We start from the raw sequence: 26,259 nt of genomic DNA, 5'->3' as shown, positions 1-26,259 counted from the left end.
CACGGGACGCACGCGATGCTCGGACGATGACGACTCCACGCGGTCCCGTGCGGGGGGAGCCCGCCGCGCGCGGACCCGTCGCCGCGACGGGCGCCGGGCTGGCGGCGGCGCTCGGCGTCGTCGGGCGCGCGCGTCGTGCGAAGGCCCTCCACCCGGCAGGAGCCGTCCTCGCGGGCACCCTCGAGCGGCACGGCCGCGCGCGCTCGGGGATCGCCTGGCTCGACGCCCGCGGGGAGGACGGCGTCGTCGTGCGCCTCTCGCGCGGCGGCGGCCTCCCCCCGGCGCTCCCGGACGTGCTCGGCCTCGCGATCCGGTGGGTCGGCGACGACGACGCGCTCCCCGTGGACCTGCTGCTCTCGACGACCGGCTCGGCCCCGGTGCTCAGGCACGTGCTCCGGCCCTGGCGCGCCGGGGGGAGCGGGCCGTTCACCACGCTCGTACCGTTCCGCGCCCCACGCGGTCCGGTCCTGCTCGCAGCCGTGCCCGAGCCGCCGCGTGCGCTGCCCGCGGCTCCGGAGGCGCTCGCGGTCGTGCTCGCGCGGTCCCCGATGACGCTGAACCTCGCGTACGCCGCCCCGCTCGGACCCTGGCGATCGTTCGGGCGGCTCGTCGTGCGCGGGGCGGTCGGGCCCGGTGTCGACCTGCCGGTGCGGTTCGACCCGCTGCGCACACCGCCCGGCCTCGACACGTACCCGTGGGTCGCGGCGCTGCGCGAGCCCGCCTACCGCGAGGCCCGGCGCGCATGGCCGGGGCGTCGGTCGGGGGGCTAGCGGCACCTGCGTCCGGCCGTGTTCCCGCGTGTTCCCGCGTGCTCCCCGCGTGCTCCCCGCGTGCGCACCGGGCCGCCCGGGGCGAGGCTTGGCCGCAGACCGGACCGTGCTGACGAGGAGAGACCATGAGCCACCGCGGCGGGACAAACGACCACGGCACCGACCGCGAGCACGCGACGAGCAAGGCCGCGGCACCCGAGCCGGACGACCCGCGCAAGCCCGCCTCGCCGACCGACATGACGAAGCCGTCCTGGTTCTACGTGCTGCGCAAGACGCTCCGTGAGTACCAGCGTGACGAAGCGACCGACCTCGCGGCGGCGCTCACGTACTGGGCGGTCCTCGCCGTCGCACCCGCCGCGCTCGCCCTCGTCTCGCTGCTCGGCGTGTTCGGCGACGGCGAGCAGATCGTCGACGACGTCATGAAGACCGCGGAGGGCATCGCGCCGAGCATGGAGCTCGGGACCGTCCGCGGCATCGTGGAGAACCTCGCGTCCCAGGAGGGTGCCGGCCTCGCGCTCGCGACCGGCCTTCTCGTGGCCCTGTGGTCGGCGTCCGGGTACGTCAACGCGTTCAGCCGCGCGATGAACCGGATCTACGAGATCGACGAGGGCCGGCCCATCTGGAAGCTCCGCCCCGCGATGCTCGCCGTGACCTTCGTGATGCTCGTCCTCGTCGCGGTCGTGTGCGCGGCCCTCGTGCTGTCCGGCCCGGTCGCGGAGGCCATCGGCGGCGTCGTGGGCCTGAGCGACGTCGCGGTGTCCGTCTGGGACGTCGCCAAGTGGCCGGTCATCGTGCTGCTCGTCGCGCTGATCATCGCGATCCTCTACTACTGGACGCCCAACGTGCGTCAGCCCCGCTTCCGGTGGATCAGCGTCGGAGCGTTCGTCGCGATCCTCGTCTGGGCGGTCGCCACCGCCGGGTTCGGGGTCTACGTCGCCCGGTTCGCCAGCTACAGCGAGACCTACGGTGCGCTCGCTGGAGTCATCGTCTTCCTCCTGTGGCTGTGGCTGACCAACAACGCGCTCCTGTTCGGGGCCGAGCTCGACGCCGAGCTCGAGCGCGGCCGCGAGCTCCAGGCGGGGATCAGGGCCGAGGAGACCATCCAGCTGCCGCCGCGGGACACCAAGGCAAGCGCCAAGAAGCAGGAGAAGCACGCGCGTGACGTCGAGGCGGGCCGGGCCATGCGGCTGAGCCGCGGCGAGCACGCCGACCCGGACGAGCTCGACGGTCGGGCTGCGGGGACCCACGGCAGGCGCGCCGCCGACTGAGGACGCCACGGGCCGGCGCGCGGACGGCCGGTCGCGCGGCCGCTCGTCGGGCGAGGACCTGCCCGGCGCGGTATGACAGAGGTGCAGGCCCGCGGGCGCCGACGGCGCGGTCCGCGGGACGAGTGACGACCAGAGGAGCTGTGCGCATGGAGCACTTCACGATCGCGACGGTCGCGGAGCAGAGCCCGGACTTCCGCCGGGTGCTGTGGACCGGTGATCACACCCAGCTGGTGATCATGACGATCCCGCCCGGCGGGGAGATCGGCGAGGAGGTGCACGAGGACACCGACCAGATCCTCACGTTCGTCAGCGGGGTCGGCGAGGCGATCGTCTCGGGGCAGAAGCGCAAGGTGTCCCAGGGTGACCTCGTGGTCGTCCCTGCGGGGCGCACGCACAACTTCGTCAACGTGGGGGAGAACCCGCTCATCCTCTACACGGTCTACGGCCCGCCGGACCACGCCGAGGGTGCCGTGCACCGCACCAAGGAGGAGGCCGACGCGCTCGAGGCCGCAGGCAAGGACGAGCCGCCCGCTCAGGAGTGACGGCGGGCCTCGGCCCGCAGCGCCCGGGGCCCAGCGCGTCGACGGCGCGCCACGACACCCTCGTGGCGCGCCGTCGGCGCGTCAGGCCCTGGTGCCGACGAGCACGCGGGCCACGTCGTCGAGCGCGCCGGGGACGAGCGAGAAGTAGGCCCACACGCCGCGCTTCTCGCGCGTGAGCAGGCCGGCGTCGGTGAGCACCTTGAGGTGGTGGGACACGGTCGGCTGGCTCAGGCCGAGGGGCTCGACGAGGTCGCACACGCAGGCGGTGCCGCCCTCGTGGGAGGCGATGAGGGACAGGGCCCGCAGCCGCGCAGGGTCGGCGATCGCCTTGAGGACCGTGGCGAACCCCGTGGCCTCGGCGGGCGTGAGCGGCGTGCGCACGAGCGGCGCGCAGCACGCGACGGCCGGGATCGGCCCGACGGCGGCACCCAGGGCTCCGGAGGCGCTGGTGCCGGGCGCGTGCGGCCCGGTCACGGGCGTCGGGTCGGTGCGTTCGGCGAGGGGCGCGTGGACGGGCATCCCATGAGTATGACCGACGCATTGACAACTGTCGATGTGTACGTCAGGGTCGGGACATCGAGATCCATCGATACCCGACCCGGGTCGTCATCGAGTAGGAGAGCGCCATGAGCGAGGTCACCGAGGACCAGGCGGAGACGGTCGAGCAGGTCCGGCGCAGGTACGCCGGCGCGGCGCGCGAGGTCCAGGCGCGTGCGCTCCTGCCCATGACGTCGTCCGGTCCCGCGCCGGCCGACGACGCGGCGGGCTGCGGCACCTCCGGGTGCTGCGAGGGGACCGGGACGCAGGCCGCGGCGGACGCCGACTTCGGCAGCGCCCTCTACCCCGGCGCCCAGCTCGGGGAGCTGCCCGAGTCCGCGGTGCTCGCGAGCCTGGGCTGCGGCAACCCGACGGCCGTCGCGGACCTGAACGAGGGCGAGCGGGTGCTCGACCTGGGCTCCGGCGGCGGGATCGACGTGCTCCTGTCCGCCCGCCGCGTCGGGCCCACGGGCTTCGCGTACGGGGTCGACATGACGCAGGAGATGCTCGAGCTCGCGCGCGCCAACGCGGCCGAGGCCGGTGCGACCAACGTGGAGTTCCTCGAGGGCCGGATCGAGGCGGTGCCGCTGCCCGACGCGTCGGTCGACGTCGTGATCTCGAACTGCGTCATCAACCTGTCGGTCGACAAGCCCGCGGTCCTCGCGGAGATGTTCCGCGTGCTGGTCCCGGGCGGGCGGGTCGGGGTCTCCGACGTCGTCTCGGAGGATCACCTCACGCCGGCCGAGCGTGCCGAGCGCGGCGACTTCGCGGGGTGCATCGCGGGGGCTCTGTCGCGGAGCGAGTACCTGGAGGGCCTCGCCGCGGCGGGGTTCGTCGACGCGGACGTGCGGTTCACGCACGAGGTCCGTCCCGGCCTGCACGGCGCGATCGTGCGCGCGGTCAAGCCGGCCTGAGGCCCCCGCGCGTCACGACCGCTCGGCGGTCGTCACGACCGCTCGGTGGCAGCCACGCGCGCGTCGCCGACGCGGCTCGCGGCGGTCGTCGTGCCCCAGGCGGTCGTCGTGCCCCGGGCGGTCGCCTCACCGCGCGCGGACGCGCGGTCCGCGACGACGACGCCGCGTGCGATGAGCGCCTGCCCCGCCGTGTAGGTGACCATCACCCAGAACCCGGGCGCGGGCGGCGCGTACCAGGACGTGAACGCGCCCAGGGCGATGAGCGAGTCGGAGACGAGGAACACCGCGGCGCCGACGCCGGCCCACCGGTTCAGGCCGGTGGCGAGCGCGGCCATGGTCGTCAGGCATGCGCCGTACACGACGACCGGCACCGCGAGGCCGCCCGCGGCGGGCAGGCACAGGGCGAGCAGGGTGGCGAGGGCGGCGCCGTACGGGAGCAGCAGCACGGGGCGTGCGGGCGCGCCGGAGCCGCGGTACGGGACGAAGGCGACGGAGTAGGTCACCTGGGCCAGCAGGAAGCAGCCGACCATCACGAGGAAGGACCCGTCGCCGGTCGTGAGGTCCGGCGCCGTGTCCCCGAGCCACGAGAAGCCGAGGGCGACGAGCGTGAGGCGCGTCAGACGCGTGCGCCGACGCCGCCCGGTCGTCGGGTCGGGACGTGTCGCGGCCCACACGGCCGTGCCCAGGAGCGGCATGAGGAACCACTGGCTCGCGTCGGCCAGGGCGTCGCGGCCGGTGAGGTGTGCCGCGAGGTGCGCGGCCGTGGTCAGGCCGAAGGCCGCGCAGGCGACCGTCGTGAGGCGTCGTGCGGGCACGGGGGGCTCCTCTCGCTGCCGACCGCGTCGTCGGCGCTCGGCAGCGTCTCACGCCCGCGAGCCTGGGACAAAGGTCCCGGTCGGTCGAGGCGAGGTTTTCTACGGTTGAGGGTGTGAAAACTCGCGCGCGGGTGGCCCTGCTGCTGCCCGGCGGTCTCGCCCTGCTCGCAGGCCTCGACGCTGCCCTCCTCCTCCTGGGCCTGCCCGCGCCCGTGACCACCGAGCGGCTGCCCCAGGTCCACGGCCCCGTGCTCGTGCTCGGCTTCGTCGGGACCGTCGTCGCACTCGAGCGGGCCGTCGCGCTCCGGCGCTGGTGGGGCTACGCCGCACCCGCGGGGCTCGGCCTCGGTGCTCTCCTGCTGCTGAGCGCCGCACCCCTGCCCGTCGGGCAGGGCGTCCTCGTCCTCGGTGCCGCCGGGCAGCTCGCCGTGTACGCCGGCCTGTGGCGGCGCCAGGAGTCCGGCGCCCTGGCCCTGCAGGTCCTCGGCGGGTTCCTCGCGACGGGCTCGGCGCTCCTCTGGTGGGGCGGTGCCCCCGTCGCGACGTCGCTCCCGTGGTTCGCCGGCTTCCTCGTGCTGACCATCGCGGGGGAGCGGCTCGAGCTCGCCCGCGTCGGCGCCCTCGGACCCCGCGTCGAGCGTGCCCTCCTCGCCCTGGGCGTCGCCGTGTTCGCGGCCGTCGCCGTGACCCCGCTGTGGCCGCGCGTCGCGCACCCCGCGCTCGGCCTCGCGCTGCTCGCGCTCGTCCTCGTGCTCGTGCGGTACGACGTCGCGCGCCGCACGATCCGGTCCACGGCGCTGCCGAGGTACATGGCCTGGTGCCTGCTCGGCGGCTACGCCTGGCTCCTCGTGGCCGGCGGCATCTGGCTCCTGCTCGGGCGCGTGGACGGCGGGCCAGCGTACGACGGCGTGATCCACGCCGTGTTCCTCGGCTTCACCATGTCGATGATCATGGCCCACGCCCCCGTGATCCTCCCCGCGGTGCTCGGCCGGCCCCTGCCCTACCACCCCGCGTTCTACGCCCCTGTCGCGCTGCTCCACGCGTCCCTGGCCGTCCGCGTCGTCGGCGGTGACCTGTGGGGCTCGGCGGCCGCGCTGCAGACCGGCGGCGCGCTCAACGTCGCCGCGGTCCTGGCCTTCGTGCTCGTCGCCGTGTGGTCGTCGGTCACCGGCCGGCGTCGGGAGCTTCGGGCACCTCGGGCACGCGCCAGGCGTGCCGATGTCCCGACGGCGTCCGTCGCCCCGCGCGTCGCGGAGCCGGTCCGATGAGGGCCCGCTGGCACGTGCGCGTCAACGCCCTCGTCGTCGCATGGCTCGTCGCGGCTGCCGTCGTCGCCGTCGGGCACCGCTCGATCCCGGCCGCGCCCTGGCTCATGACGCACCTCCTCCTGCTCGGTGCCGTGAGCACGGCCGTCCTCATCTGGAGCGCGCACTTCGCTGAGGCCGTGCGCCGGCGACCGCTCCGGGGCGGTCTGCGCGCGCAGGCGGTGCGGCTCGCCGGTCACACCGTCGGAGCGCTCGCGGTCGTGGCAGGACTGCTGGGCGGGACGTGGCCGCTCGTGGTCGCCGGGGCCGCGCTCGTCGGTGCGACAGCGCTGTGGCACGCCGCCGCACTGGTCGACCAGGGTCGCGGTGCGCTGGGCGTCAGGCTCGGGTGGACGGCCTGGTACTTCGTGGCTGCCGCGCTCGCGCTGCCCGTCGGCGCCGCGCTCGGTGCGCTCCTCGCGCGGGCCGATGCGGCAGGTGACACCGCCGCGCGTGCCTACGTCGCGCACGTCGTGGTCATGATGCTCGGCTGGGTGGGGCTCACGGTGGTGGGCACGATGGTCACGCTCTGGCCCACGATGCTGCGCGTCCAGCTCGCGCCCGACGCACACGTCGCTGCCCGGCACGGGCTCGCGGTGCTCGTGGCCGGGCTCGCCGTGGTCCTCGTCGGCGCGGCCACGGGCGTGCAGCCGCTCGGCGCCGCAGGCCTCGTCGTGTACCTGCTCGGCCTGCTGCGGACCTCATGGCCCCTGGTCGTCGAGGCGAGACGCCGACTGCCCGACGCCTTCGCGTCCCGCTCGGTCGGCCTGTCCTGGCTCTGGCTCGTCCTGACCGTGCTGCTCTGGGCGGTCGCCCTCGCATCGGCGGACGGCTGGGCCGTCGCGCAGGCCCGGCTCGCCGGGATGCTCGTGCCCGTCGTCGTCGGGTTCGCCGCGCAGGTCCTGCTCGGTGCGCTCACCCACCTCGGTCCCATGGTGCTCGGCGGCGGACCGTCAGCCGTCCGGGCGGCCAGGGCCGTCGCCGAGCGTGGCGGCACAGCGCGCCTCGTCCTGACGAACGTGGGCCTGGCCCTCTTCCTGCTGCCCGCGCCGAGCCTCGTGCGCGTCGGCACGTCGATGGCCGTGCTGGGCGCGATGGCCGCGACGCCCGTGCTGCTCGTCCGGGCCGCCGTCGTGTCGCGCCGCATGCGCGCACTGCCGCAGACCGGCCCCGCGGCCATGCCGGCCGTCGACCTGCTGGTCCCGCCGCGTCGGCCCATGGGCCCCGGCCTCGCGGCCGCCGGCGCCCTGGCGCTGATCGTCGCGGGCGGCGTCGCGGCCGACCCCGCGGCGGTCGGCCTGAGCACGCTCGGCGGCTCGCCCGCGGCGGCCGTCGAGGCGACCGGCCGGGTGGTCGAGGTCGAGGTGCTCGCCCAGGACATGCGCTTCACGCCGGCATCCGTCGAGGTCGCCGCGGGGGACGAGCTCGTGCTCCTCGTGACGAACACCGACACCACCGTCCACGACCTGGTGCTCGAGAGCGGTGCGTCGTCGGGGAGGATCGCGGCCGGCGCCACCGCACGCGTCGAGGTAGGCGTCGTCGGGAGCGGGCTCCAGGGCTGGTGCTCCGTCGCCGGACACCGCCAGATGGGCATGGTGTTCGAGGTGGTGGTGGCAGGGGACGGCGAGGCGGTCGTCGACGCCGGCGCCGACGGCGCGGCCGGCGACGTGTCCGGGACGTCGGGCGGCCACGCCGGCCCCGACGGCTCAGCGGGGCACGCGGGCGCGCCCGCCGGGACGTCCGCCGCGGCGGACATGGACCTCATGGGCGAGCCGGGCAAGGGCTTCGAGCCGTACGACCCGGTGCTCGCCCCGGCTGACGACACGACGGTGCACCGCGTCACGCTCGAGGTCCAGGAGGTCGAGCAGGAGGTCGCCCCGGGCGTCCGGCAGACGCTGTGGACCTTCGGCGGCACCGCGCCAGGCCCAGCCCTGCGGGGCCGGGTCGGGGACACGTTCGAGATCACCCTGGTGAACGACGGCTCGCTGGGGCACTCCATCGACTTCCACGCCGGGGCGCTCGCGCCTGACGAGCCGATGCGCACGATCGAGCCCGGCGAGACCCTGACGTACACCTTCACGGCGACGCGCTCCGGCATCTGGATGTACCACTGCTCGACGATGCCGATGTCCCTGCACATCGCGAACGGCATGTTCGGTGCCGTCGTGATCGACCCGCCCGACCTCGCGCCCGTGGACCGGGAGTACCTCGTGGTCCAGTCCGAGCTCTACCTGGGCGAGCAGGGTGGCATCGCGGACGCCGACAAGATCAACGCCGAGCAGCCCGACGCCGTCGCCTTCAACGGCTACGCGGGGCAGTACGACCACGCCCCGCTGGCGGCGCGCGTCGGCGAGCGCGTCCGCGTGTGGGTGCTCGACGCGGGGCCCAACCGGTCCAGCGCGTTCCACGTGGTGGGCGGCCAGTTCGACACCGTGTACCTCGAGGGCGCCTACCGCCTCGGCGGGCCAGACCGGGCGGCGGCCGGCGACGCGACGGGCACGGGCGGCTCGCAGGTTCTCGGCCTGCTGCCCGCCCAGGGCGGGTTCGTCGAGCTGAGCCTGCCCGAGGCCGGGCGCTATCCGTTCGTGTCGCACCTCATGGTCGACGCCGAACGCGGCGCGCACGGGTTCCTCGACGTGACCGACTGACCGGGCGGGCGCCCCCCCGGGCCATGCGTGCACCCGGCGCGGGGGCGCCGCGCTCAGTCCCGCGGTGCGGGGTAGGCGTGCGCACCGTCGGGGGCGATCCGGACCTCCACGAGGTCGCCGACCCTGAGCCGGCCGAGCATCGAGACGGCGACCTCTGCCGTCATCGGGACCTCCGCCGCCGGGCCGGTCCGGGCGGCGAGCTCGACCTGGAGGTGCTCGCCCCACGGCGTGACCGAGGTGACCGTCGCCGTCCAGCCGGCACGCCCGTCGCCCGGTCCGTCGCCCGACCTGTCGTCGGGCCTGTCGGCCCGCGCGTCGTCCCGGTCGCCCCCCGGGACCGGCGCGAGCCGCAGGGCCGACGGGCGGACGGCGACGAGCACCGCGGTGCCCGGTGCGAGCCCCTCCGGCGTGGGCAGGTCCCAGCCGCGGGCGCCCGGGGCCGGTCCTCCCGGCGCGGCCGCCCCGTCGAGGACCACCGCGCCCTCCGCACCCGCGGTCCCGTGGAGCAGGTTCACCCCGAGGAGCCGCGCGACGTACGCGGTGAGGGGACGGTCCAGCAGGTCGGCCGGCTCCCCGCTCTGCACGACGCGGCCATCCTCGACGACGACGATGCGGTCGGCCAGGGCGAGCGCGTCCCCGAGGTCGTGCGTCACGAGCACGCACGGCCCCGCGAACTCGCGCAGGTGCTCGGCGAGCGCGCGTCGCACGTGGGCGCGCGCCTCGGCGTCCAGCGCCGCCAGCGGCTCGTCGAGGACGAGGACGCCCGGATCGGTCGCGAGGGCGCGCGCGAGCGCGACCCGCTGCGCCTGGCCGCCCGAGAGGTGGGTGGGGCGCCGCCGGGCCAGATCCGCGACACCGAGACGATCGAGCCAGGCGTGCGCGGTGGCCGTCGCACCCGCGCGCGGCGTCCCGAGGGCGCGCGGGCCGAACGCGACGTTCTCCAGGACGGTCAGGTGCGGGAACAGGCGGTGGTCCTGGAACACGGTGCCCACGTGACGCCGCGACGCGGGCCGGTGAACCTGCGCCGCGGCGTCGTCCCAGGTCTCCTCGCCGTGCGTCAGGCGACCTGTCGCCAGAGCCTCCAGACCGGCGACGGTTCGCACGAGCGTCGACTTGCCCGCGCCGTTGGGGCCGAGGAGCGCGACCACCTCCCCGGGGCCGACGGCGAGGTCGACGTCCACCGTGAACGCGCCCCGCCGCACGGTCCCGGCCAGGCGCAGACCGCTCGGCGCCGTCACGCCGGCCTCGCGTCCGGGCTCATCGCGCGACCGCCGTGGGGCTGCCCGGCCCGAGCCACCGGCCCCTGAGCCCCACGAGGACGGCGACGCACACGGCGAGCAGGACGACGCTCAGGGCGATCGCCGCGTCCGGGTCGGACTCGAGCGCACGGTAGACGGTGAGCGGCAGGGTCTGCGTGCGCCCGGGGAAGCTCCCCGCGAACGTGACGGTCGCCCCGAACTCGCCGAGCGCGCGTGCCCACGCGAGGACGGCCCCCGCCCCGACGGACGGCCCGACCAGGGGGAGCGTCACGCGCAGCAGGACCGTCGAGCGCGACGCGCCGAGGCAGGCTGCGGCCTCCTCGAACCGTCGGTCCGCACTGCGCAGCGCGCCCTCGACGGTCACGACGAGGAACGGCATCGCGACGAAAGCCTGGGCGAGCACGACGGCGGCGGGCGTGAAGGGCAGCGTGATCCCGAGCCAGCGGTCGAGCAGCCCGCCCACCGGGCCCGTGCGGCCGAGCACCGTGAGGAGCGCGACGCCCCCGACCACCGGCGGCAGCACGAGCGGGAGCGTCACGAGCGCACGCAGCCAGCGCATGCCGGGCAGCGCGGCGCGTGCCAGGAGCCACGCGAGCGGGACGCCGAGGACGACGGCGACGGCCGTGGCAAGGGTCGAGGTCCACAACGACAGGACGAGCGACTGCCGCACCGCCGGCGCCGCGAGGATCGCCGGCAGGTCCGCCCAGGGCGCGCGCGCCACCAGCCCGACGAGCGGCCCGACGAGGAACGCGAGACCGAGCAGCGCGGGCACGAGCGCGGCGCGCGAGACCGCGGGCCGGCCGGTGCGGGCGACCGCCGCCACGGGACGGGCGGCGCCGTCGGGCGCCGTCGTGGGGCGGGCGGGCGCCGTCCCGGGGCGGGCGGGCGCCGTCACGGGGCGAGGAACCCCGCGTCGCGCAGCACCTGGACGCCGCGGTCGGAGAGCACCGCGTCGACGAAGGCGCGCGCCGCGGGGCTCTCCTGTGCGCGGGGGAGCACCGCGATGGGGTAGGAGGTCGTGACGTTGAGGTCGTCGGGGATGGGGACGGTGCGCACGCCCCCGTCGCGCACGGCGGGGGCGCCGGGACGCACGTCGGACGCGTACACGAGGCCCGCGTCCACCTCGCCCCACAGGACCTTGGTGAGCACCGCGGTCACGTCGCTCTCGTACGTGACCGGGTCACGGTCGATCCCGGCCGCGGCCAGGACGTCGCGGGCCGCGGCGCCGCAGGGCACCTCGACGGCGCACGCCGCGAACGTCACGTCGTCGCGGTCGAGGTCCTCCAGGGAGGCGACGTCACCGGGGTCGCCGAGGGGCACGGCGAGGGCGAGCGTGTTGCGTGCGAAGACCTCGACGTCCGGGTCGCCGCCCGTGGTGCCGCTGCCCCCGGTGCTGCTGCCGTCGGTCGACGGCGACGCGAGGCCGGCGGTCGCGAGGCCGTCGAGCGCGAGCCGCATCGTGCGCTCGTCGGCCGTGGCCAGGACGTCCACGGGCGCACCGGCGGCGACCTGCGCCGCGAGGCTCGCGCTCCCGCCGGTGCCGAGGGTCACGCTCACGCCCGGGTGGTCGAGCTCGAACCGGTCCACGATGACCGTGAACGCGTCCGTGAGCGACGCGGCCGCGAGGACCGTGATCTCGCCGCTGATCTCGTCATCGGCGTCGTCGCCCTCCGGCGTCCGCGTGGCCGTGGCGGCCGAGCTCTCGTCGGGCCGGCCCGACGGTGCGCTCGACGGTGCCGCGTCGCCGCGACCGGTCGCGTCGGACCAGACCAGGACGCCGACGACGGCGGCGAGGACGGCCAGCCCCGCGACGAGCGCCGCCCGGCGCGAAGGCCTGGTCATCGTGGCGCCACGCGCTCGACGGCGACGTCGGTGGACTTGACCGCCGCCACCGCGAGGACGCCGGGCTCCAGCCCGAGCTCGTCCGCGGCCTCCCGGCTGATGAGCGAGACGACCCGGTGCGGCCCGGCCTGGATCTCGACCTGCGCCATGACCGTGTCCCGCACGACGCGCGTCACCAGGCCCGTGAAGCGGTTGCGCACGGAGCGGCCGACGACGACGCCGGGCGCACCGTGCTCGCGCGGCTCGCGGGCGAGCTCCTGCGCGAGCTCGGCGAGCACCCGTCCGTCGACGACCTGGCGTCCCGAGGCGTCGAGCCCCGTCGTCAGGCGTCCCGCGTCGGACCAGCGACGCACCGTGTCGGTGCTCACGCCGAGCAGGTCGGCGGCCTCGCGGATGCGGTACTGCGGCATGCAGGGAGTGTACGCAGATGCGGCACCGAGGCGACCGATGGGCCGCATCTGCGGCACGGGCGCGGGTGCGGTCGGCGCCCGCCGGCGAGCGGTCGCGCACCCGCGCTCGCGAGCGGTCGCCGGTGCCTCGGGGGCGGACGCGCCGAGGTGCCCTGCGGCGCCGCACGGTCGACGCTGTGCGGGCCCACGTACCGTGGGGGGCATGCCGCCCGTGCCGCCCCTCGTCGAGCCCGGACCGCCCCTGACGCGCGTGGAGGTCGAGCGCTGGTCGCGCCACCTGCTGCTGCCCCAGGTCGGCGAGGAGGGGCAGCGTCGGCTGCGCAACGCGCGCGTGTGCGTGGTCGGTGCGGGCGGGCTCGGCGCGCCGGTCCTGCTCTACCTGGCGGCGGCGGGCGTGGGGCGCCTCGGGGTCGTCGACGCCGACGCCGTGGAGCTGAGCAACCTCCAGCGGCAGGTCGTGCACGGCAGGGACGACGTCGGGCGCGCGAAGGTGGACAGCGCGCGCGACGCCGTCCACGCGCTCGACCCCGGCGTCGACGTCGTGACCCACCACGTGCGGCTGGGCACGGAGAACGTCGACGCGGTGCTCGCGGGCTACGACCTCGTGATCGACGGGACCGACAACTTCCCGACGCGGTACCTGGTGAACGACGCGTGCGTGCGCCTCGGCCTGCCGGAGGTCTGGGGCTCGATCTTCCGGTTCGACGCGCAGGTCGCCGTGTTCTGGGGGGCACCCCCCGCGGGGAGCGGCGTCGCCCCGGTGCAGCTGCGGGACCTCTTCCCGGCGCCGCCGCCGGCGGGCAGCGTGCCCTCGTGCGCCGAGGGAGGCGTGCTGGGGGCCCTGTGCGGCCAGGTGGGCTCCCTCATGGCCACCGAGGCCGTGAAGCTGCTGACGGGTGCGGGGGAGCCCCTGCTCGGCCGTGTCCTGGTGCTCGACGCGCTCGCGGCGCGGTGGACCGAGGTGCCGCTCGTCGGGCGCCCGGCCGGTGCCTGGGCGGGAACGGAGACGCCGGTGCAGGCGTGCGCGACGCGCGCTGACGGGGGCGACGGTGACGACGGCCGCGGCGGGGCCGGAGGGGCGGGCTCGGAGGTGGTGCGGACGACGACGGCGCGCGCCCTCGCGGACCGGCTGGCCGTGCGTGCGGGCGGCGGCGACGACTTCGTGCTCGTGGACGTGCGCGAGCCGGGCGAGCGGTCGATCGTCTCGATCCCCGGGGCCGTCGGCGTCCCGCTCGCGCGCGTTCTCGACGGGAGCGGCCTCGCGGACCTGCCGCGCGACCTGCCGCTCGTGGTGCACTGCCGCAGCGGCGTGCGCTCCGAGCAGGCCGCCCGTGCGCTCGCGTCGGCGGGTTTCGACGCCACGAGCCTCGCGGGCGGCGTGCTCGCCTGGGTCGCCGACGTCGACCCGTCCCTGCCGACCTACTGAGGGGTCGACCTACCGAGGGGTCGCGGCGAGCTCGGTCACGCACACGTGCGGCCGGGCGAACGGCACGATGCGCGTGGCCACGACGTCGGCGCCCGTGCGCTCGAGGGCGCCCCGGATGAGGCCGAGGTGGGCGCCGCACACGATGTCGGGGCGCTCCCGCGCCAGCTCGAGGAACGGGCAGTGGTGCAGCTCGATCGCGGCGCCGTCGGCGGACACCTCGGGGGCGAAGCCGTGGACGCGGAGCATCTGCACGACGGGCGCGAGCGGCTCGGACGTCGTGGCCGCCGGCTCACGGCGCAGGGCCCACCGGCGCCCCGCCTCGGCGGCGGCGTCGGCAGGGTCGTCGGTGAGCTCGGCGAGCCGGTCCGCGAGGACCTCGGCGAGGAGCCGGTAGCTGCGGTCGCCCACCTCGGTGCCGGTCGCCTCGAACAGCTCGCGGGGCCGGCCGGGGGTGTGGCGCGCGTCGGTGCGCCGCTGGACCTGGCCGGTGCGCACGAGGACGTCGAGGTGGGCGCGGACCGTGTTCGGGTGCAGCCCGGCGAGCGGGGCGAGCTCGGCGACGGCCATGGCGGTCCCGCGGTCGCGCAGCACCTCGAGCAGGGCGGCGCGGCGCACGCCCGGCGGTTGACGGCGCAGGGGCTCGGTTCGGGGCACGGGCACGTTTGCAGTTTCCTCTGTTAGGGGAGTAAAAACAACTCACGGCACGAGGACGTCGTGCGCCGAGCCAGCCTCCAGGAGCGACCATGACCAGCAACCTCCCCCTCGTGAGCGCCACGACCACCACCGCGGCACCGCAGACCGGGACGGGAGCGGGCGGCTGCGGGTGCGGCGGGTGCGGGTGCGGCGGCGGGCAGGGCTCGGCACCCGCGGACCAGCCCGCTCAGACGGCGCTCCCGGGGGACCTCGACGTGCGCCCCCTCGTCCCCGCCGAGCGCCACGCGCGCATCTTCGGTGCCGTCGCGGCCCTCGCGCCGGGCGAGGCCTTCGTGCTCGCGAACGACCACGACCCCAAGCCGCTGCGCTACCAGCTCGACGCCGAGGAGCCGGGGCAGATCGGGTGGGAGTACCTCGCCGAGGGCCCCGACGTGTGGCGCGTGCGCATCAGCCGGGCCGCCGGCCACTGCTGCTGAGCCAGCCGTCCGGCCGCCGGGTCGCTCCCACAGGAGCCGCCGGGCCGACACCGGCGCGAGCCCCCACGGCCACGCCCGCACGCTCCGTCCGGGCGATACTGCACGGGTCCGTGCGGTGCGCGGGCACCACTGCCGGGGTCCCGCGCCCCGCGAGCGGAGGGACCCCATGACGAGCACGCTGCGCACCGTCGACGAGCACCGGGCGGCAGCGCTCGCCCTCGTGACGCCCACGCCGACCGTCGACGTGCCCATCGGCGAGGCCCACGGCCTGGTGCTTGCACGCGACGTGGCGTCGCCCACCGCCCTGCCGCGCTGGGACAACTCCGCGATGGACGGCTACGCCGTGCGCGCCGCAGACCTTGCCGGGGCCGGGTCGGACCGGCCGGTGGAGCTGCGCGTCCTGGCCGACCTCGCGGCAGGGACGCCGGACGAGCCGGAGGTCGGCCCCGGTACGGCGGCCCGGATCATGACGGGCGCGCCCGTGCCACCCGGCGCCGACGCCGTCGTGCCCGTCGAGGTGACCGACGGCGGGACGGCCGTGGTCCGCGTGCACCACGAGCCCGCGGTCGGCGCGCACGTGCGCCGCGCGGGCGAGGACGTCCGCGCCGGTGACGTGGTGCTCCGTGCGGGCGCCGCGCTCGGGCCCGCCCAGGTGGCCGCCGCGGCGTCCGTCGGGTGCGCCGTCGTCGGCGTGCACCGCAGGCCGCGGGTCGCGGTCCTGTCGACGGGCGACGAGCTCGTCGAACCCGGCGCAGCGCTCCGGCGTGGCCAGATCCCCGACTCGAACTCGTACCTCCTGGCCGCCGCGGTGCGTGAGGCGGGCTGCGACGTCGTGCGCATCGGCGCGGTCCCGGACGACGCGGACGCGTTGCGGGCCGTGCTCCTCGACCTCGAGCACGCGCGGGGCCCCGTCGACGCCGTCGTGACCTCGGGTGGCGTGAGCATGGGGGCCTACGACGTCGTCAAGGAGGTGCTCGTCGGTCAGGCGGGCATGGAGTTCGTCGGCGTCGCGATGCAGCCCGGCAAGCCCCAGGGGCTCGGGCGGCTGCCGGGCGGGACGCCGGTGCTCGCGCTGCCGGGCAACCCGGTGAGCGCGTTCGTCTCGTTCGAGGTCTTCGTGCGGCCCGTGCTCCTGCGCCTGCGCGGGCTGGCCGAGGTGCAGCGCCCGACCATGACGGCGCACGTCGTCGACGGCTGGCGGACGCCCCCGGGGCGCGCGCAGTGGATGCCGGTCGTGCTGGACCGCGTGGACGGGGTGCTCACCGCGCGCCGGGCCGTCGCGGGCGGGTCCGGCTCGCACCTCGTCGCGGGGCTCGCCACCGCGCACGCGCTCGCCTTCGTGCCCGCCGAGGTCGAGGAGGTCCACCCCGGGGATAGGGTGCGCGTCATGCGAGTCGACCGATGACGTTCACGCACCTCGACGCCGCGGGGCACGCACGCATGGTCGACGTGACCGCGAAGCAGCCGTCCGTCCGGGCCGCGACCGCGGCGGGCCTGGTCCGCTGCGCGCCCCACGTGGTCGCCGCGCTCCGCTCGGGCGACGTGCCGAAGGGTGACGTGCTCGCCGTCGCACGCGTCGCGGGCATCAGCGCCGCGAAGCGCACGGCCGAGCTGCTGCCGCTCGCCCACGTCATCGGCGTGCACGGCGTCACCGTGGACCTCGAGGTCGCGGACGAGGGCGTGCACGTGCGCGCGACCGTCCGGACCGCCGACCGCACGGGCGTCGAGATGGAGGCCCTGACCGCCGTGTCGGTCGCCGCGCTCGCGGTCGTCGACATGGTCAAGGGCATGGACAAGGGCACGTCGATCGCCGACGTGCGGCTCGTCGCCAAGTCCGGCGGGCGCTCGGGCGACTGGCACCGCGAGGAGCCGTGACGCGCGGGACGCCCGCGCCGGGGCCAGCGCGGTTCGACGCCCTCGTCCTCGCGGGCGGGACGGGCAGCCGCCTGGGCGGCGTCCTGAAGGCCGAGGTCGTCGTCGCCGGCCGGCCGATGCTCGACCACGTGCTCGCGGCCACGGGCCACGCGCGCCGGGTGGTCATCGTCGGGCCACCCCAGCTCGCCCGGCCGGGCGTCCCGACCACGCTCGAGCACCCGCCGTCGGGCGGGCCCGTCGCGGGCATCGACGCGGGGCTGACGTTCCTCGACGCGCATGCGGATCCCGCAGCGGCCGGCGACGACGACGTGCCGGTGCTCGTGCTCGCGTGCGACGTGCCTGGAGCCGCACGGGTGGTGCCCGCAGTCCTCGCCGCGCTCGCCGCGGACGCGGGTGCCGACGGCGCGCAGCTCGTCGACGAGGGTGGCCACGCCCAGCTCGTCGCGGCGTACCGCCGACCCGCCCTGCGCGCCGCGCTCGCAGGGTTCGCCGCCGGCGGGGTGCACGGGGTCTCCGTGCGCCGCCTCGTGGCCGGGCTGCGCCTGGCCGCGGTCGTCGACACCGAGGGTCACGGCGCCGACGCCGACACGTGGGACGAGGTGCGGCGGCTCGACGCCGCGCTGTCGGCGCCGCCCGTCGCCCGTGCGTCCGATCGCCCGGGGCCCGCCGGACCCGTCACCGGCCACCCGCACGCCGATCCAGCGGAGGAGACCATGAACGAGCCGACGCACCACGCACCCGACGAGCCGCGGGCCACACCCCACGGCAAGCCCCTCGGCAGCGAGCTGCACCGCTGGGTCGTCACGACGGGCGAGTCGCTCGGCGTCGACCCGGGAGCGCTCGACGTCGACGAGCTGCTCGACCTCGCGCGTGACGTCGCCCAGGGCGTCGGGCGCCCCGCCGTGCCCCTGACGAGCTTCCTCGTGGGCTACGGCGTCGCCCGCGCGGGAGGCGACCGCGCGGCGTTCGAGCGGGTGCTTGCCGCGACGGGCGACCTCGTGCGCGCCTGGGAGGCGGGCGCCGACGGCACCGGCAGCACCGGCGAGACGGCTCCCGGCGTGAGCGCGCCCGGGACGGACGGGCAGCGCGCGTGAACGGGCAGGTGACGATCAGGTACTTCGCAGCGGCGGCGGAGGCCGCCGGCATGCCCACCCAGACGCTGGTCGCGGGCACGGCGGGGTCCCTGCGTGCGGCCATGGTCGCCGCGCACGGGCCGGCGCTCGAGCGGGTCCTGGCGCGCTGCTCCATGCTCGCCGACGGGGTGCGCCTCGAGGACGACGCGTCGGTCGTCCCGCCCGGTGCCACGGTCGACGTCATGCCGCCCTTCGCGGGCGGCTGACGCTCAGCCGCCGATCGCGCTCATCGGCCGGTCGGGCTGGAGGAACGACGGGTCGTCGATGTCGTGGCCGGGCTTCTTGCCGGTGATGCACGCCCGCACGGCCGCGGCGAGCGCGTCGTCGTCCGCGCCCTCGCGCAGGAGGGTTCGCAGGTCGGTCTCCGTCCGGGCGAACAGGCAGGAGCGGAGCTGGCCGTCGGCGGTGAGCCGCACGCGGTCGCACGAGCCGCAGAAGGGCGCCGTGACGGAGGCGATGACGCCGACGGTCGCGGGCCCGCCGTCGACGTACCAGAGCTCCGCCGGTGCCGAGCCCCGGCCCGGGACCTCGGTGAGCGTGAACGCGGCCCGCAACGCGTCGAGGACCTCGCGCTGCGTGACCATCGCGGAGCGGTCCCAGGTGTGGCCGGCGTCGAGCGGCATCTGCTCGATGAACCGCATCTGGTAGCCGCGGTCGACGGCGAACCGCACGAGGTCCACGAGCTCGTCGTCGTTGACGCCCCGCATGGCCACGGCGTTGAGCTTGATCGGCGAGAAGCCGACCGAGTCGGCGGCCGCGATGCCCGCGAGCGTGTCGTGCAGCCGGTCCCGGCGGGTCAGCGCCGCGAAGCGCTCGCGGTCGAGCGTGTCGATGCTGATGTTGACGCGTGCGAGCCCGGCGTCGCGCAGCGGGGCCGCGAGGGCGGGCAGGCGCAGCGCGTTCGTCGTGAGGGAGATCTCGGGGGAGCCGCCCGGTCCCGTGAGCGCGGCCATGCGTCGCACGACGTCGACGACGTCGGGCCGCAGCAGCGGCTCGCCGCCCGTCAGGCGGATCTCGGTGATGCCCTGGGCGACGCCGACGGCGGCGATCCGCACGAGCTCGTCGGTGCTGAGCATGGTCGAGCCGGGCAGCCAGGGGACGCCCTCGGCGGGCATGCAGTAGGTGCAGCGCAGGGAGCACCGGTCGGTCAGGGAGATCCGCAGGTCGCGGTGGACCCGGCCGAACCGGTCGACGAGCGGTGCGGGCGTGGCGGCGGCGTCGGGCGTGCTCACTCGAGCCCCACCCACACGTGCGAGCCGTCCGCGAGGACCTCGCGCTTCCAGACGGGCAGCTGCGCCTTGACGGCCTCGACGAGCGCACGGCACTCGTCGAACGCGAGGGTGCGGTGCGCTGTGGCGACCGCGGCGACGACGGCGACGCCACCCACGGGCAGCAGACCTGTGCGGTGGCTCACGCTCACGGCGAGCACGCCGGGCCGGCCGGCCGTCTCGGCCGCGAGCCGGCCGAGGACCGCGGCGGCATCGGGGTGCGCCGTGTACTCGAGGCCGACGACCTCACCGCTCACGGACGGGTCGTGGTCGCGCACCTGCCCGACGAAGGTCGCGACGGCGCCCGCTGCGGGGTGCTGCACGGCGTCGACGTGCGCGGCGACGTCGAGGGCGGCCCCGGTCACGCTCGCGAGGCGTACCCCGCCCGGCGCGGGCGTGGCGTCGGGCACCGTGGGCGCTGCCGGCCGAGGGCCGCTCACGTGTGCCCCCCGTGGTCGCCGCCCGCGAGCTGGTCGAGCACGTGGCCCAGGAGAGGGAGGAGCGTCTCGAGGCCCTGCGAGACGCCCGCGGGCGAGCCCGGCAGGTTGACGACGACGGCGCCGCCGTCGGTGACGCCCGCGACGCCGCGCGACAGGACCGCCGTGGGCGTGTGGTCCGCACCTGCGCGGCGCAGGGCCTCCGCGAGGCCGGGCAGCTCACGGTCGAGGACCGGGCGGGTCGCCTCGGGCGTCCGGTCGCGCGGGCCGACACCGGTGCCCCCGCTGGTCAGCACCACGCGTGCGCCCGTGGCGAGGGCGTCGCGCAGGGCCTGGCCCACGCTCTGCTCCCCGTCGGGGACGACGACGGCGGCATCGACCGAGAACCCGGCGGCGCGCAGCAGCTCGACGGCGCGCGGGCCGGAGCGGTCCTCGGCCTCACCCCTCGCACACCTGTCGGAGGCGACCACGACCGCCGCCCGCACACCTGCGTCCACGCGTCCCCCCGGCTCCATCGGGCCACCGTACCCACCGAAGGTCCCAGGTTGCCCTGCTGAGCCCCGGGAATAATCACGGCCATGACGGAGCGACGGCTCAGTGCCTACCGAGCCCTCGCTTCCGAGAGCCGCGTGGAGATCCTCGCCCTGCTGCAGCAGCGCGGCGAGCCGGTCCCGGTCGACGAGGTCGCGTCGTCCGTCGGCCTGCACGTCAACACCGTCCGCGAGCACCTCGACCGCCTCGTCGCGAGCGGGTTCGTGGAGCGTCAGCCGGAGGTCCGCACGACGCGCGGCCGCCCGCGCATGCTGTACCGCAGCGTGGACCGTGCGGCGGCGGCGACGATCGACGCCCGCGCGCGCGAGCACCTCACGCGCATGCTCCTCGAGGGCTACGGCCGTCCGCTGACCTCCGCGGGCTGCGCCGCCGAGCAGGCGGGGGAGCAGTGGGCCGAGGACTTCCCGCGGCTGTGCCAGGCGCCCGTCCCGGACCAGGCGCTCGCTCCTCGCGACGGCACCGAGCCCGAGGCCCTCTGGGTCCAGCTCGCCGCGCTCGAGCAGCACTTCGAGGACCTGGGCTTCGCACCCGAGGCCGACGCCGAGCAGCTCGAGATCCATCTGCGGCGGTGCCCGTTCTACGACCTCGCGCGCGAGCGCACGGAGGTCGTGTGCGGCGTCCACCTGGGGCTGGCCCGGGGCGTCCTCGCCCACGAGGGCGGACCGCTGCGCGCGGAGAGCCTCGAGCCGTTCGTGGGCCCGCGCCACTGCGTCCTGCACCTGCGCCGCGCCTGACGCCGGCGTCCCTCACCGCTCGGCGACCCGCCGGGCGACGGGCTGCGCGCGGCGATCACGGTCGCTAGGGTCGACGCTGTGACCCACGCCACACCCTGCGCGATTAAACCCGGCACCTCCCGCTACAAGCGGCGTCCGAGGCGGGCAAGACTGGCGCCGCTCGACGTGGGCACCGGCCGACCTCGCTGACGACGGAGGCACGATGAAGGGCTTGACCGAACCGCGGGTGGACCTCGCGACGTGGGACCCCGAGGACCCGGAACGCTGGGACTCCCGGTTCGCCTGGCGGACGCTGTGGATCACCACGTACAACCTCATGCTCGCGTTCTGCGTGTGGTATCTGGTGAGCGCCATCGCCCCGCGTCTCAACGACATCGGCTACGACCTGACCAAGGCGGAGCTGTACTGGCTCGTCGCCGTGCCCGGGCTCGCCGGCGGCACGATGCGCCTCATCTACATGTTCCTGCCGCCCATCGTGGGCACGCGCACGCTCGTCGGCGGCTCCGCGACGCTCCTGCTGCTCCCCATGATCGGGTGGTCGCTCGCCGTGCGTGACCCGGGCACGCCCTACGCGGTGCTGCTGCTGCTCGCCGCGGCCGCCGGCGTCGGCGGCGGCGCGTTCTCCGGCTTCATGCCGTCGACGAGCTACTTCTTCCCCCGCCGCATGGCCGGCACGGCGCTCGGGCTCCAGGCGGGCATCGGCAACTTCGGCGTGAGCCTCATCCAGTTCCTCACGCCGTGGGTCGTCGGCTTCGGCCTCCTCGGCACTGCTGCGCTCACCCCGCAGCAGAAGTCCGACGGCACCGACATCTGGCTGCACAACGCAGGCCTCGTGCTCATCCCGTGGGTGGTCCTCGGGATGGTTCTCGCCGCCGTCTTCCTGCGGCGCGTGCCCGTCGAGGCGAACTTCCGGCAGCAGCTCGACATCTTCCGCGAGAAGCACACGTGGGTCATGACGGCGATCTACCTCATGACCTTCGGGGCGTTCAGCGGGTTCGCGGCCCAGCTCGGGCTCATCATCGTCAACGAGTACGGCGGTTTCGAGAACGCGCCCGACCCGCTCAAGGTCGCGTTCCTCGGCCCGCTCATCGGCTCCGCGACCCGTGCGCTCTGGGGTCCCCTGTGCGACCGCTTCGGCGGTGCGGTCTGGACGTTCGTCGCGGGCGTCGGCATGACCCTGAGCACGGCGTTCACGCTGCTGTTCCTGTCGCCGTCCGACGTCGGGCAGTTCACGTGGTTCCTCACCGGGATGCTCGCGATCTTCTTCTTCGCAGGGATCGGCAACGCCGGAACGTTCAAGCAGATGCCGATGATCTTCCCCAAGCGCCAGGCGGGCGGCGTCATCGGCTTCACGGCGTCGATCGCGGCCTTCGGCCCGTTCCTCGTGGGCATCGCGCTCTCGGCCGTCGCACCGCGCGCGTTCTTCATGGGCTGCGTCGTGTTCTTCGCGTTCTGCACGGCGCTCACGTGGTTCTACTACGCCCGACCGGGGGCGCCGAAGCCCAGCTGAGCCCCGACGACCGCCTCGCGGTCGCACCGGCCGGCCCCGCGCCGGCCAGCCAGACCCCGGCCCGCGCGGCCACCCGAAGGACGAGAAGGAGCAGCACATGAACCCGACCGTCGTGCCGACCGAGGGGACCGGGGCTGCAGGCCTCGACGGACCGGCGTCGGACGTCCTGCTCCGGCTGGGGCGCCACCTGCGGCGCGGCGAGGTCTCGACGGACCTGCGCACGCTGCACCAGATCGGTGGGCGCGACGCCGACACCTTCTACCGGGACCGCTGGAGCCACGACAAGGTGGTCCGCTCGACGCACGGGGTCAACTGCACGGGCTCGTGCTCGTGGAAGGTGTACGTCAAGGACGGCATCATCACGTGGGAGTCCCAGCAGACCGACTACCCGTCGGTCGGGCCGGACAAGCCGGAGTACGAGCCGCGGGGCTGCCCGCGCGGTGCCGCGTTCAGCTGGTACACGTACTCACCGACACGGATCCGCTACCCGTACGTGCGCGGCCTCCTGCTCGAGATGTACCGCGAGGCGAAGGCCGCGACCGGGGACGCCGTGGCTGCCTGGGCGAGCATCGTGGGCGACCCGGACAAGGCGCGGCGGTACAAGGCGGCACGCGGCAAGGGAGGCCTCGTCCGCGCGTCCTGGGACGAGGCGATCGAGATGGTCGCCGCCGCCCAGGTGCACACGATCAAGGAGTACGGCCCGGACCGCGTCGCCGGGTTCTCGCCCATCCCGGCGATGTCGATGGTCTCCCACGGCGCCGGGGCCAGGTACCACTCGCTGCTCGGCGCGACGATGCTCTCCTTCTACGACTGGTACGCCGACCTCCCGGTCGCGTCGCCGCAGGTGTTCGGCGACCAGACGGACGTCCCGGAGTCGGGCGACTGGTGGGACGCCGGCTACCTGATCATGTGGGGCTCGAACGTGCCAGTCACGCGGACGCCGGACGCGCACTGGATGGTCGAGGCGCGGTACCGCGGGCAGAAGGTCGTCGTCGTCTCGCCCGACTACGCGGACAACGTGAAGTTCGCCGACGAGTGGCTCGCCGCCGCGCCCGGCACGGACGGGGCGCTCGCGATGGCCATGGGCCACGTGACGCTCAAGGAGTTCTTCGTCGAGCGCCGCGTCCCGTACTTCACGCAGTACGTCAAGACGTACACGGACCTGCCCTTCCTCGTCCGGCTCGACGAGCACGACGGCGCCTACGTGGCCGGCAAGTTCCTCACCGAGTCCGACCTGCGCGACCCGAGCGACCCGGCGCGCCCGCGGACCTCGGAGAACGCCGAGTTCAAGACGGTCCTGCTGGACGCGCGCACGGGCGACGCCGTGGTGCCCAACGGGTCGCTCGGCTTCCACTACGGGCAGGAGGGGGCGGGGCGCTGGAACCTCGAGCTCGGCGACGTCGACCCGATGCTCAGCATGCTCGACGCGGACGGGGTCGCAGCCACCGCGGCCGGGCCGGTCGAGAACGTCGAGGTCACGCTGCCGCGGTTCGACACCCTCGACGGCTCGGCGGCGACGATCCGCCGCGGCGTCCCGGCGCGGCGCGTCGACGGACATCTCGTCACCACGGTGTTCGACCTCCTGCTCGCGCAGTACGGGGTGGGACGCGACGGCCTGCCCGGGCAGTGGCCCACGGGGTACGACGACGCGAGCCAGCCGTGCACGCCCGCGTGGCAGGAGCAGTTCACGGGTGTGCCCGCGGCGAAGGCCGAGCGCATCGGCCGGGAGTTCGCGGCCAACGCCGAGGAGTCCCGCGGGCGTTCCATGATCCTCATGGGTGCCGGGACCAACCACTGGTTCCACTCCGACGTGATCTACCGCGCGTTCCTCACCCTCACGACGCTGACGGGCTGCCAGGGCGTCAACGGCGGTGGCTGGGCGCACTACGTGGGCCAGGAGAAGGTCAGGCCCGTCACGGGGCACGCGCACTACGCGAACGCGCTCGACTGGTCCCGCCCGCCGCGCAACATGATCCAGACGGCCTACTGGTACCTGCACACCGACCAGTTCCGCTACGACGCGTTCGGTGCAGACACGCTCGCAGCAGCGAGCCCCGGCCCGGGGCCGAGCCAGCTCGCCGGCAAGACGACCGCGGACGTCGTCGCGCAGTCCGCCCGCATGGGGTGGATGCCCTCGTACCCGACGTTCGACCGCAACCCGCTCCAGCTCGCCGACGACGCCGAGGCGGCGCGGCTGCCCATCGGCCAGTACGTGCCGGCCGAGCTCAAGGCCGGGCGCCTGCGGTTCGCGGCCGAGGACCCGGACTCCCCGGAGAACTTCCCGCGGGTCCTGACCATCTGGCGCGCGAACCTGCTCGGCTCGTCCGCGAAGGGCAACGAGTACTTCCTGCACCACCTGCTCGGGACGGACTCCAACCTGCGGGCGACGGAGAGCGCGCCCCAGGACCGGCCGCGCGACGTCGTGTGGCACGACGAGGCGCCGACGGGGAAGCTCGACATGCTCCTGTCGCTCGACTTCCGGATGACGAGCACGACCGTCTACTCCGACGTGGTGCTGCCCGCGGCGACCTGGTACGAGAAGCACGACCTCAACACCACGGACATGCACCCGTTCGTGAACTCGTTCAGCCCCGCGATCGCGCCGCCCTGGCAGACGCGCACCGACTTCGACGCGTTCGTGACGCTCGCGAAGCGGTTCAGCGAGCTCGCGGAGGTGCACCTGGGGATCCGCAACGACGTGGTCGCCGTGCCACTGACGCACGACACGCCCGACGAGCTCGCGACCCCGCACGGCCGGGTCCGCGACTGGAAGGCGGGGGAGTGCGAGCCCGTCCCGGGGTCGACCATGCCGAAGCTCGTCGTCGTCGAGCGCGACTACCCGTCGGTCGCCGCGAAGATGACGGCCCTCGGCCCGCTGCTCGACACCCTCGGCACCACGACCAAGGCGATCACGTACACGGTCGACAAGGAGATCGACTACCTGCGCCGCAAGAACGGTGCCGTGCGCGGCGGGATCGCCGACGGCAGGCCCTCGCTCGCGCGCGACGTGCAGGTGTGCGAGGCGATCCTGGCGCTCTCGGGCACGACCAACGGGCGCCTCGCGACGCAGGGGTTCCACACGCTCGAGAAGCGCACGGGCACGCGCCTGGCCGACCTCGCCGCCGAGCACGAGGGCAAGCAGGTGACGTTCGCGGACACGCAGGCGGCGCCCGTCACCGTGATCACGTCGCCCGAGTGGTCGGGGTCCGAGACGGGTGGCCGGCGCTACTCGCCGTTCACCATCAACGTCGAGCGGTTCAAGCCCTGGCACACGCTGAGCGGGCGCCAGCACTTCTACCTGGACCACGACTGGATGACGGAGATCGGCGAGGGGCTGCCGGTCTTCAGGCCACCGCTCAACATGCCCGCGCTCTTCGGGGAGTCGGCCGTCGGCGACACGGGCGAGGTCGGCACCACGGGGCAGCTCGGCGTGACGGTGCGCTACCTGACGCCGCACAACAAGTGGTCGATCCACTCGGAGTACCAGGACAACCTGTTCATGCTCTCGTTGTCGCGCGGCGGCCCCACGATCTGGATGAGCGACCGTGACGCCGCGAAGGTCGGGGTCGCGGACAACGACTGGATCGAGGCGGTCAACCGCAACGGCGTCGTCGTCGCACGCGCCGTCGTCTCGCACCGCATGCCCGAGGGCACCGTCTACATGCACCACGCGCAGGACCGGCTCATCGACGTGCCGCGCTCCGAGACGACGGGTCGTCGTGGTGGGATCCACAACTCGCTGACGCGGCTGCTCATCAAGCCGAGCCACCTCATCGGCGGGTACGCGCAGCTGTCCTTCGCGTTCAACTACCTGGGGCCCACGGGCAACCAGCGCGACGAGGTCACGGTCATCCGCCGGCGCTCGCAGGAGGTCCAGTACTGATG

25 protein-coding genes are annotated in these 26,259 nt (G+C 75.3%); 15 read left to right on the top strand and 10 right to left on the bottom strand.

The features are described 5' to 3' along the window. The first annotated feature begins 26 nt into the window (after positions 1-26). The 3 genes from FZ988_RS17470 to FZ988_RS17460 all read left to right on the top strand — a co-directional run bounded on the left by FZ988_RS17470 (position 27) and on the right by FZ988_RS17460 (position 2,580). The gene (locus tag FZ988_RS17470; RefSeq protein ID WP_223145181.1) at positions 27-770 is read left to right on the top strand and encodes a hypothetical protein; all 744 of its coding nucleotides are present in this window, start codon (positions 27-29) and stop codon (positions 768-770) included. 125 nt (positions 771-895) lie between these two features. Beyond that, positions 896-2,038, top strand: a complete 1,143-nt coding sequence (locus FZ988_RS17465) for a YihY/virulence factor BrkB family protein (RefSeq protein ID WP_223145180.1) — start codon at positions 896-898, stop codon at positions 2,036-2,038. A 146-nt stretch (positions 2,039-2,184) separates the two neighbouring features. Then, on the top strand, positions 2,185-2,580 hold the full coding sequence (locus FZ988_RS17460; RefSeq protein ID WP_149205310.1) for a cupin domain-containing protein: 396 nt from the start codon (positions 2,185-2,187) through the stop codon (positions 2,578-2,580). A gap of 81 nt (positions 2,581-2,661) precedes the next feature. On the opposite strand, the gene FZ988_RS17455 is transcribed toward FZ988_RS17460, so the two are convergent. Then, complete coding sequence (locus FZ988_RS17455) at positions 2,662-3,099, bottom strand: ArsR/SmtB family transcription factor (RefSeq protein ID WP_149205309.1); 438 nt, start codon at positions 3,097-3,099, stop codon at positions 2,662-2,664. 107 nt (positions 3,100-3,206) lie between these two features. Here FZ988_RS17455 and arsM point away from each other — a divergent pair, with 107 nt between their 5' ends. Then, entirely contained in the window at positions 3,207-4,031 is an 825-nt protein-coding gene (gene arsM / locus FZ988_RS17450) for an arsenite methyltransferase (protein WP_149205308.1), read from the top strand. 32 nt (positions 4,032-4,063) lie between these two features. Here arsM and FZ988_RS17445 read toward each other — a convergent pair whose 3' ends face one another. Then, the gene (locus FZ988_RS17445; protein WP_223145179.1) at positions 4,064-4,846 is read right to left on the bottom strand and encodes a lysoplasmalogenase; all 783 of its coding nucleotides are present in this window, start codon (positions 4,844-4,846) and stop codon (positions 4,064-4,066) included. Positions 4,847-4,959: 113 nt separating this feature from the next. Between FZ988_RS17445 and FZ988_RS17440 the strand changes: the two genes are divergently transcribed. Continuing rightward, positions 4,960-6,114 (top strand): hypothetical protein, encoded by a 1,155-nt coding sequence (locus tag FZ988_RS17440; RefSeq protein ID WP_246169602.1) that lies wholly within the window; start codon positions 4,960-4,962, stop codon positions 6,112-6,114. After that, the gene (locus FZ988_RS17435; RefSeq protein WP_149205307.1) at positions 6,111-8,798 is read left to right on the top strand and encodes a multicopper oxidase domain-containing protein; all 2,688 of its coding nucleotides are present in this window, start codon (positions 6,111-6,113) and stop codon (positions 8,796-8,798) included. Before FZ988_RS17440 ends, FZ988_RS17435 begins: the two co-directional genes overlap by 4 nt. 53 nt (positions 8,799-8,851) lie before the next feature. Here FZ988_RS17435 and FZ988_RS17430 read toward each other — a convergent pair whose 3' ends face one another. Genes FZ988_RS17430 through FZ988_RS17415 form a run of 4 tightly spaced genes read right to left on the bottom strand, consistent with a single transcriptional unit; the run spans position 8,852 to position 12,309 of the window. Further along, positions 8,852-10,036: an ABC transporter ATP-binding protein gene (locus FZ988_RS17430; protein WP_246169601.1), complete on the bottom strand. Its 1,185-nt coding sequence runs from the start codon at positions 10,034-10,036 to the stop codon at positions 8,852-8,854. Between the two features lie 19 nt (positions 10,037-10,055). Then, positions 10,056-10,952 carry an ABC transporter permease gene (locus tag FZ988_RS17425; protein WP_425458003.1) on the bottom strand — a complete coding sequence of 299 codons (897 nt, stop codon included), beginning with the start codon at positions 10,950-10,952 and terminating at the stop codon, positions 10,056-10,058. Next, on the bottom strand, positions 10,949-11,899 hold the full coding sequence (locus tag FZ988_RS17420; RefSeq protein WP_149205306.1) for an extracellular solute-binding protein: 951 nt from the start codon (positions 11,897-11,899) through the stop codon (positions 10,949-10,951). The genes FZ988_RS17425 and FZ988_RS17420 overlap by 4 nt, the downstream gene beginning before the upstream one ends. Continuing rightward, a complete protein-coding gene (locus FZ988_RS17415) occupies positions 11,896-12,309 on the bottom strand; it encodes a TOBE domain-containing protein (protein WP_149205305.1) in 414 nt (137 codons plus the stop codon). The genes FZ988_RS17420 and FZ988_RS17415 overlap by 4 nt, the downstream gene beginning before the upstream one ends. A 202-nt stretch (positions 12,310-12,511) precedes the next feature. Here FZ988_RS17415 and FZ988_RS17410 point away from each other — a divergent pair, with 202 nt between their 5' ends. Then, positions 12,512-13,735 carry a ThiF family adenylyltransferase gene (locus tag FZ988_RS17410; protein ID WP_149205304.1) on the top strand — a complete coding sequence of 408 codons (1,224 nt, stop codon included), beginning with the start codon at positions 12,512-12,514 and terminating at the stop codon, positions 13,733-13,735. 9 nt (positions 13,736-13,744) lie between these two features. On the opposite strand, the gene FZ988_RS17405 is transcribed toward FZ988_RS17410, so the two are convergent. After that, the gene (locus FZ988_RS17405; protein WP_149205303.1) at positions 13,745-14,395 is read right to left on the bottom strand and encodes a helix-turn-helix transcriptional regulator; all 651 of its coding nucleotides are present in this window, start codon (positions 14,393-14,395) and stop codon (positions 13,745-13,747) included. 83 nt (positions 14,396-14,478) lie between these two features. On the opposite strand from FZ988_RS17405, the gene FZ988_RS17400 reads away from it, so the two are divergent. The 5 genes from FZ988_RS17400 to FZ988_RS17375 all read left to right on the top strand — a co-directional run bounded on the left by FZ988_RS17400 (position 14,479) and on the right by FZ988_RS17375 (position 18,079). Beyond that, entirely contained in the window at positions 14,479-14,865 is a 387-nt protein-coding gene (locus FZ988_RS17400; protein WP_149205302.1) for a DUF2249 domain-containing protein, read from the top strand. Positions 14,866-15,031: 166 nt separating this feature from the next. Next, positions 15,032-16,270: a molybdopterin molybdotransferase MoeA gene (locus FZ988_RS17395; RefSeq protein ID WP_149205301.1), complete on the top strand. Its 1,239-nt coding sequence runs from the start codon at positions 15,032-15,034 to the stop codon at positions 16,268-16,270. Next, positions 16,267-16,740 carry a cyclic pyranopterin monophosphate synthase MoaC gene (gene moaC / locus FZ988_RS17390; RefSeq protein WP_149205300.1) on the top strand — a complete coding sequence of 158 codons (474 nt, stop codon included), beginning with the start codon at positions 16,267-16,269 and terminating at the stop codon, positions 16,738-16,740. The genes FZ988_RS17395 and moaC overlap by 4 nt, the downstream gene beginning before the upstream one ends. Further along, a complete protein-coding gene (locus FZ988_RS19085; RefSeq protein ID WP_246169600.1) occupies positions 16,737-17,834 on the top strand; it encodes an NTP transferase domain-containing protein in 1,098 nt (365 codons plus the stop codon). The genes moaC and FZ988_RS19085 overlap by 4 nt, the downstream gene beginning before the upstream one ends. Then, positions 17,831-18,079, top strand: coding sequence for a MoaD/ThiS family protein (locus tag FZ988_RS17375; RefSeq protein WP_188079166.1), 249 nt, complete (start codon positions 17,831-17,833; stop codon positions 18,077-18,079). The genes FZ988_RS19085 and FZ988_RS17375 overlap by 4 nt, the downstream gene beginning before the upstream one ends. Before the next feature lie 3 nt (positions 18,080-18,082). Here the strand turns inward: FZ988_RS17375 and moaA are convergent, their stop codons facing one another. Genes moaA through FZ988_RS17360 form a run of 3 tightly spaced genes read right to left on the bottom strand, consistent with a single transcriptional unit; the run spans position 18,083 to position 20,093 of the window. After that, on the bottom strand, positions 18,083-19,120 hold the full coding sequence (gene moaA / locus FZ988_RS17370; protein WP_149205299.1) for a GTP 3',8-cyclase MoaA: 1,038 nt from the start codon (positions 19,118-19,120) through the stop codon (positions 18,083-18,085). Then, on the bottom strand, positions 19,102-19,581 hold the full coding sequence (locus FZ988_RS17365) for a molybdenum cofactor biosynthesis protein MoaE (protein ID WP_149205298.1): 480 nt from the start codon (positions 19,579-19,581) through the stop codon (positions 19,102-19,104). Before FZ988_RS17365 ends, moaA begins: the two co-directional genes overlap by 19 nt. Continuing rightward, positions 19,578-20,093 carry a MogA/MoaB family molybdenum cofactor biosynthesis protein gene (locus FZ988_RS17360; RefSeq protein WP_149205297.1) on the bottom strand — a complete coding sequence of 172 codons (516 nt, stop codon included), beginning with the start codon at positions 20,091-20,093 and terminating at the stop codon, positions 19,578-19,580. Before FZ988_RS17360 ends, FZ988_RS17365 begins: the two co-directional genes overlap by 4 nt. Positions 20,094-20,156: 63 nt before the next feature. Between FZ988_RS17360 and FZ988_RS17355 the strand changes: the two genes are divergently transcribed. From FZ988_RS17355 to FZ988_RS17345, 3 genes are all read left to right on the top strand, one after another. Beyond that, positions 20,157-20,864 (top strand): helix-turn-helix transcriptional regulator, encoded by a 708-nt coding sequence (locus FZ988_RS17355; protein WP_149205296.1) that lies wholly within the window; start codon positions 20,157-20,159, stop codon positions 20,862-20,864. A gap of 202 nt (positions 20,865-21,066) precedes the next feature. Further along, positions 21,067-22,374, top strand: coding sequence for an MFS transporter (locus FZ988_RS17350; protein WP_149205295.1), 1,308 nt, complete (start codon positions 21,067-21,069; stop codon positions 22,372-22,374). Positions 22,375-22,471: 97 nt separating this feature from the next. Further along, positions 22,472-26,257 (top strand): nitrate reductase subunit alpha, encoded by a 3,786-nt coding sequence (locus tag FZ988_RS17345; RefSeq protein ID WP_149205294.1) that lies wholly within the window; start codon positions 22,472-22,474, stop codon positions 26,255-26,257. The last annotated feature ends 2 nt before the right edge of the window (positions 26,258-26,259 follow it).

It is taken from the genome of Actinotalea subterranea (assembly GCF_008364845.1).
Lineage (GTDB): Bacteria > Actinomycetota > Actinomycetes > Actinomycetales > Cellulomonadaceae > Actinotalea > Actinotalea subterranea.
The sequence above is the reverse complement of the archived record's forward strand: the minus strand, read 5'-3'. Positions and strand labels throughout refer to the sequence as shown.